The following is a 6,031-nucleotide window of genomic DNA, read 5'->3' on the forward strand; positions in this document are numbered from 1 at the left end:
CGCCCATGAGCGGCGTGCGGATGTCGTGCGAGAGGCTGGCCAGGTCGCGCTGGAACTCCTGCTGGCGGCGCTGGCCGTCCAGCCGCTCCTGCTGCGCAGCGTCCAGCTGGGCGTTCACCGCCTCGGCCAGCTCGGCGAACGCCCGCCCGGGCGCCTCCACCGTCATCCGCGCGTTGCTGCGCGCCTCCCGCCCGCGCAAAAACCCTGCCATGCGGCGCAGCTCCCTGCGAAAGAAGAGCGCCGCGATTCCCGCTCCTACGGCGAGGCATGCGATTCCCACCAGCACATACGTCATCCGCACGCCCTCCGCATCCTACACGTCCCTCCTCCGGCACACCGTGAGCGCGAGCGCCGCGCACGCAACAGTGATCGCTCCGAACACGATAAGCCCTTGCACCGCTGGCGACAACCCGGCCGCCGCAGACGCGCCCGCTTCGAACAGGCCCGTTCCTCCCGCCGCCAGCCGCTGCTGCACGGACAGCGGCAGCCACTGCATCGCGTCGCCCACCAGCGGCATGGCCGGCGCGAGCACGGCGGCCGCCGAGAGCAGCATCGACTCGAGGAACCCCGTGGGCACGAGAGCTGCGAACACGACGCCGGCCACCTTGCTGCGCGTCGCCCACGCAATGAGCGCGGCGAGGAACGCGTACGACGTCAGCACGAGCCACGAGAGGCCAGCCCAGCTCCAGTACTCCGCCACCGTCTCCGTGCGCTCGTAGGAGAACCCGAGGACCGCGTACGCCGCATCTGACAAAAGCATGCCCGCCAACAGGAAAGCCCCGCACAAGGCCGCGATCAGCACGAGCTTCTCCGCGAAGTACGCCCGGCGGTTCCCGCGCCCCGCGAGCACGTTCTTCGCGAACCCCGTGTCGAAGTCCGACGAGGCAAGCAGCGCTGCCAGCACCGCGACGATCAGCCCGAGGAAGCCCACCATGAACGTGTTGCCGTAGGAGTAGGTGCGGCTGCCGAGGGTTTTCTCGTTGAGCACCTGCACCTCCTCGGCGTCGAGGCCGGCGTTGTTGGGCGTCGTGATGGTCACGCTCATGCCGCTCTGCGGCGGTTTCTGCTGCGCCTGCTCGCTCACCATCTGGGCGAACTCGGGCGTGGTGGCGAACCAGACCAGCCCGGCCGCCCCCACCACCACGAGCGCGAGGAAGGACAGGCCCACCCACAGCATCTTACCGCGCACGAGCCGGTAGACATCGGATCTCAGCAGGTTAAACATGGCGCGCACCGCCTTCCTCGCCCGAAACGACGCCCGCGGCCCCGCGCGCGCCGCCTTCCATGAGCTCGACGAAATAGTCCTCGATGTCCCGGCGCACGGGGTTCAGTTCCAGCACCGTCTGGTCGGCGTCGTGCAGCAGGCGCGACACGGCCGCCGCGTCGTAGTCGCCGGTCACGGAGAGGGATCCGTCGGGCAGCGCACGAAGCGTCGCCTGGGGAAACGCCTCTTCCATCAGCGCGAGCGAGCGGGCCGGGTCGACGGTGCGCACCCGCAGGCTGTCGCCGCATTCGGCCTGCACCTGCTCGGAGGTCATCTCGCGCACCATGCGGCCCTCGGCGATGACGCCGAAGCGCGTGGCCACGCGGTCGAGCTGGTCCAGCACGTGCGAGCTGATGACCACCGTCACGCCGAGCGTCTGGTTCAGCCGCACGATGAGGTTGCGCATGGCGCGCGTGCCTTCGGGGTCCAGGCCGTTCAGCGGCTCGTCGAGCAACAGCAGGTCGGGCGAGCCCACGAGCGCGAGCGCGAGGCCCAGCCGCTGCTTCATGCCGAGCGAGAAGCCCTTGGCCTTCTTCTTGCCCACGCCGTCCAGCCCGACCAGCGCAAGCGTCTCGCGGCAGCGTGCAGGGGCGTCGGCCACGCCCATGGCCAGGGCCTTCGCCATGAGGTTCTCGTAGGCGGAGAGGTTGGGCACGAGCCCCGGCGCCTCGATGAGCGCCCCGACGCGCGGCGCGCCCTCCGGCCGGCCGCACTCGTCGGCGCGGCTGCCGAACAGCTCGATCTCGCCCTCGTCGGGCGTCGCCAGGCCGCAGACCATCTTCATGACGGTGGACTTCCCCGCGCCGTTCTTACCGACGAACCCGTAGATGTCGCCCTGCGCCACGTGCAGGTCGAGCCGGTCGACCGCGCGCTTACCGCGGTAGGACTTCGTGAGCCCCCGTGTCTCAACAACGTTCATGAACGCCCCTTTCCGTTTGCCTTCTCGTCGTGTTTCCAGCTTACGGAAGAGGGTTTCAGGAAGGATGAACCAACCTTTAAGAAAGCTTGAAGAAGCGGGGCGGCCGGGCTCATGCGCCCTCGTCGACCGCCAGCTTGAATCCGAGGCCCCAGACGGTTTGGACGTAGCCGTCGGTGCCGGTGGGCTTGAGCTTGGCGCGGATGTTGGACACGTGCACGCTCACGGTGCTGTCCTCGGCGGCGTAGGGCTCGCCCCAGGCCAGCTCGAACAGCTCCTGCTTCGTGTAGACCTTCCTCGGATGCGCGGCCAGAAGCTCCACGATGTTGAACTCGGTGCGCGTGAGCGGCACCTCCGCGCCGTCCACCGTCAGCGTGCGCGCGGCGCGGTCGATGGCCCATGCGCCCACGCACAGCACGTCGCCGCCCGGCTGCGACGCGAGGGCGCGGCCGCGGTGGCGCAGCTGCACCTCGATGCGCGCGAGCAGCTCGTCCAGGTCGAAGGGCTTGGCCAGGTAGTCGTCGGCCCCGAGCTTCAGAAGGTTCACCTTGTCGGTGGCGCTCGTGCGGGCCGAGGTCACCACGATGGGCGTATGGGCGTCGGCGGTGCGGATGAGCCGCACGATGTCCTCGCCGGGAAGACCCGGCAGCATGAGGTCGCACACCACCACGTCGAACCGCTCGCCGCGCGCGGCCGCCGCCTCCAACACGAGCCGCGCCTCCGTGCCCGAGAACGCCTGCGTGCACACGTACCCCGCATTCCCCAGGCAGTCGGCCACGATCCCGCCGATGTGGGCGTCGTCCTCCACGATGAGCACGGTCACGCCGGTCGTTGCATCCGTCACGCTCGCCCCTCCTTTTTTCATTCGCCTTCGCGCCCCGTCTTTCACAGGCAGAATCCCATGTACAACGGCAAGTATGCACGATCGCCGTCGACTTTGAGCTGCTTGGGATGCAGAACGTACTGGGTCCCGACGCGCTTGCCGAACTTCTCCTTGAACCGATCAAGCGATTTCGTGCCGTATTGCCGAGGCGACTTCACCTCCACAGGACAGACGCGAGGCTTCATGGCGGCATCGGCGTACGGGCGCACGATGAGGAAGTCGACCTCCATCCGCTCTTCGCCCTCCCTCTTTCCAGACTGTGAATAGAAGAACAGACGATGCCCGTTCGCGTGGATCATCTGGGCCACGACGTTCTCCGTGAGCATTCCCTCGTTCAACCCTATCTCGCCGCGAAGCACGGCGCGGTACACGCTTTCATCCGTATGCGCGTTGTCGGCGAAAGCAAGCGAGACGAGCAGACCCGTGTCGGCCAGGTAGCACTTCAAAGAAGACTGCGTCATGTTGAGCGAGAGGCCCACGCCCGGATCCGAGCAGGCGAAGCAGATGTTGGCAATACGAGCGTCGGCCAGCCAAAAGAAGGCCTCCTCGTAGCTTCTCATGCGTGCATTCTTGCTAATGGAGCTCAAAGTGAACTTCTTCTCATGCTTCGACAGCTGGCCGGGAATGCCGTCCAGCACCGAAACCACCTTGAATTCGTAGCCGCGGGCAAACCGCGCGACGTCGTTGCGATACAGGCTGAGGATCTGACGCTTCGCCGTATCAACCGGCTCGAACCTGCGCTGCGCCACATAGATGCTCACCGGACCGGGCATGCCGCCCACCAGGATATACTCTCTCAAAAGTCCCATGGCCCGACGGTGCAGCCCGTCGGGCAAGGGCTTCAGGCTGTCGAACTGCCTGCGGATGAGGGTCACCAGCTTCTCCTCGCCCATCCCCCAAAGGAATTCCTCGAAATCCAGCGGATTGAGCTCGAAGGATTCCTCCTCCGACGGAACCACGATGCCGTCCACGTTCTGCTTGATGGACAGGAGCGACCCGGTTTCGATATAGTCGTAACGGCCGTCGGCCACCAAGTACTTGAGCAGACCGCGAGCAGTCGGGAACATCTGGACCTCGTCGAAGACGATGAGCGTATCCCGTTCATGGAGGTCGACCCCGTAGTAGGTGGACAGGTAGAGGAACAGCGTGTCGAAATCGGTGCGGTAGTCTTCGAAGTATTGCCTCACCTCGGCGGGCGCTTGGAAGAAATCCACGATAAGGCAGGAAGCGTACTCGTTGCGCCCAAATTCCTCCACGAGCGTGCTTTTGCCCACACGGCGAGCCCCTTCGATAAGCAGCGCAGTCTTTCCATTGCGGTTTTTCTTCCATTCGAGAAGCCGGTCGTACGCCTTTCGCTTCAGCATGGCTCTACTCCTTGCACGATGCGCAAAACTTTTTATACAGATTATTGCACGATGCGCAAAACTTTACAACGCTTTTGCGACACGAAAGCCTGGAGGCGCGCACCGATCAATCTTTACGGACAACTTTTCTCCCCGCTTCCGCGCCCATCTCCTCAAGCACGCTCCCGCCCCATTCGCACATGGCGTTCAGCACCGGCGTGAAGCTGCGGCCGCGCTCGGTGAGCGAGTACTCCGTCTTGGGCGGCACCTGGTGGTACAGCTCGCGGTGCAGCATGCCGTCGGCCTCCAGCTCGCGCAGCTGCTGGGTGAGCATCTTAGGCGTTGCCTGGGGCATGAGCCGCTGCAGCTCGCCGAAGCGCAGCACGCCGTGCTTGCTCAAGTGCCAGAGGATGAGCACCTTGTGCTTGCCGCCCACGATGTCGATGGTGGCCTCGACGGGGCAATGGTAGGCATCCGGGCAGGTTTTCATGGCAGCGCTCCCTTCACGATGGACCTTTGGTGGGAGGCCCATGCTTTCCTTTTCGGTAGTATATTCCAAAATAGTGCCTACTTGCTTGTTCGGTAGCGACTTCTATCATGGAAGGCGAAACGAACCCGCACGAGAGAAGGAGCACCCCATGTCGTTCACGAACCTCGCCAAGAAGCGTTGCTCGATCCGCGCCTACGAGCCCCGCCCGGTGGAGCCGGAGAAGATCGCCGCCATCGTGGAGGCCGCACACGTTGCCCCGAGCGCCGCGAACCGCCAGCCCGTGCGCCTCATCCAGGTGGAAAGCGCGGAAGGGCTCGCAAAGCTCGGGAAGTCCGCCAACCTGTACGGCGCGCCGCTCGCATTCGTCGTGTGCGCCGATGCCGAACGCGCTTGGAAGCGCTCCTTCGACGGGATGGCCTCCACCGACATCGACGCCTCCATCGCGTGCGACCACATGATGCTCGCCGCAGCCGACCAGGGTCTCGGCAGCGTGTGGATCTGCGCCTTCGACCCTACCGGCGTGCGTGCGGCGTTCGACCTGCCCGCCTCGCTCGTGCCGGTGAACATCCTGGCCGTGGGCCATGCCGAGGGCGAATGGAAGAGCCCTGAGCGCCACGCGGCCGAGCGCATCCCGATAAGCGAGCTGGTCACGAAGGCGTAAGCGCCGCGCGAGCCGCACGCCGTTTCGCCAAGTCCAGCTACTTGCCCCGCTCCACCCCGTGCGAGCGCGTCCAATGGCGCAGGTAGGCGCCGCCAATGAGCGCGGGAATCACGGGCGAGGCGGCTTGCGCGACGAAGATGCCCACGTAGCCGAAGCCGAGCGCGCCGGAGAGCAGGAACGCCAGGCCGAAACGCACGGCGAACGCGTCGATGAGCGAGTTCGCCAGCACGAGGCGCGGCGAGCCGGCCCCGAGCGCGAACGAGTCGAAGCTGTACATGGCCGCGTAGAACAGGCCGTTCACGCTGCACGTGATACGCAGGTAGAGCACGGCGATGTCGAACGACGTGCCCTGCGCGAGGCCGTAGAGCCCCACGATGGCCGGCGCGAGCAGCTGGATGAGCACCTGGATGCCCAGCGTCACGCCGATATTGAGGCGCGCCCCCAACCGCGCGACGTCGCGGGCGCGCGCGAGCT

Annotated in this window: 6 protein-coding genes and 2 pseudogenes; 1 reads left to right on the forward strand and 7 read right to left on the reverse strand. The window is 65.9% G+C overall.

Annotated elements, in window-relative coordinates; all coding sequences use genetic code 11:
* The 6 genes and pseudogenes from GPA_RS18890 to GPA_RS04355 all read right to left on the reverse strand — a co-directional run.
* Positions 1 to 211: pseudogene (locus GPA_RS18890) on the reverse strand (sensor histidine kinase); the annotation flags it as partial.
* A gap of 102 nt (positions 212 to 313) precedes the next feature.
* The gene (locus GPA_RS04335) at positions 314 to 1,225 is read right to left on the reverse strand and encodes a hypothetical protein (protein WP_147274537.1); all 912 of its coding nucleotides are present in this window, start codon (positions 1,223 to 1,225) and stop codon (positions 314 to 316) included.
* Entirely contained in the window at positions 1,218 to 2,183 is a 966-nt protein-coding gene (locus GPA_RS04340; RefSeq protein ID WP_015539051.1) for an ATP-binding cassette domain-containing protein, read from the reverse strand. The genes GPA_RS04335 and GPA_RS04340 overlap by 8 nt, the downstream gene beginning before the upstream one ends.
* 109 nt (positions 2,184 to 2,292) lie before the next feature.
* Positions 2,293 to 3,024 (reverse strand): response regulator transcription factor, encoded by a 732-nt coding sequence (locus tag GPA_RS04345; RefSeq protein ID WP_231847568.1) that lies wholly within the window; start codon positions 3,022 to 3,024, stop codon positions 2,293 to 2,295.
* A gap of 41 nt (positions 3,025 to 3,065) precedes the next feature.
* Positions 3,066 to 4,427, reverse strand: coding sequence for an ATP-binding protein (locus GPA_RS04350; RefSeq protein WP_015539053.1), 1,362 nt, complete (start codon positions 4,425 to 4,427; stop codon positions 3,066 to 3,068).
* A 106-nt stretch (positions 4,428 to 4,533) separates the two neighbouring features.
* The gene (locus tag GPA_RS04355) at positions 4,534 to 4,896 is read right to left on the reverse strand and encodes a winged helix-turn-helix transcriptional regulator (RefSeq protein WP_015539054.1); all 363 of its coding nucleotides are present in this window, start codon (positions 4,894 to 4,896) and stop codon (positions 4,534 to 4,536) included.
* 148 nt (positions 4,897 to 5,044) lie between these two features.
* Between GPA_RS04355 and GPA_RS04360 the strand changes: the two genes are divergently transcribed.
* Entirely contained in the window at positions 5,045 to 5,557 is a 513-nt protein-coding gene (locus GPA_RS04360; protein ID WP_015539055.1) for a nitroreductase family protein, read from the forward strand.
* A gap of 37 nt (positions 5,558 to 5,594) precedes the next feature.
* Here the strand turns inward: GPA_RS04360 and GPA_RS04365 are convergent.
* Positions 5,595 to 6,031, reverse strand: a pseudogene (locus GPA_RS04365) (MATE family efflux transporter); the annotation flags it as partial.

Origin of the sequence: Gordonibacter pamelaeae 7-10-1-b, from assembly GCF_000210055.1 — a bacterium.
GTDB classification, from domain to species: Bacteria; Actinomycetota; Coriobacteriia; order Coriobacteriales; family Eggerthellaceae; genus Gordonibacter; species Gordonibacter pamelaeae.

Coding starts and splice junctions, on each gene's coding strand:
- GPA_RS04335 (WP_147274537.1), bottom strand. CDS start 1,225: ATGTTTAACCTGCTGAGATCCGATGTCTACCGGCTCGTGCGCGGTAAG.
- GPA_RS04340 (WP_015539051.1), bottom strand. CDS start 2,183: ATGAACGTTGTTGAGACACGGGGGCTCACGAAGTCCTACCGCGGTAAG.
- GPA_RS04350 (WP_015539053.1), bottom strand. CDS start 4,427: ATGCTGAAGCGAAAGGCGTACGACCGGCTTCTCGAATGGAAGAAAAAC.
- GPA_RS04355 (WP_015539054.1), bottom strand. CDS start 4,896: ATGAAAACCTGCCCGGATGCCTACCATTGCCCCGTCGAGGCCACCATC.
- GPA_RS04360 (WP_015539055.1), top strand. CDS start 5,045: ATGTCGTTCACGAACCTCGCCAAGAAGCGTTGCTCGATCCGCGCCTAC.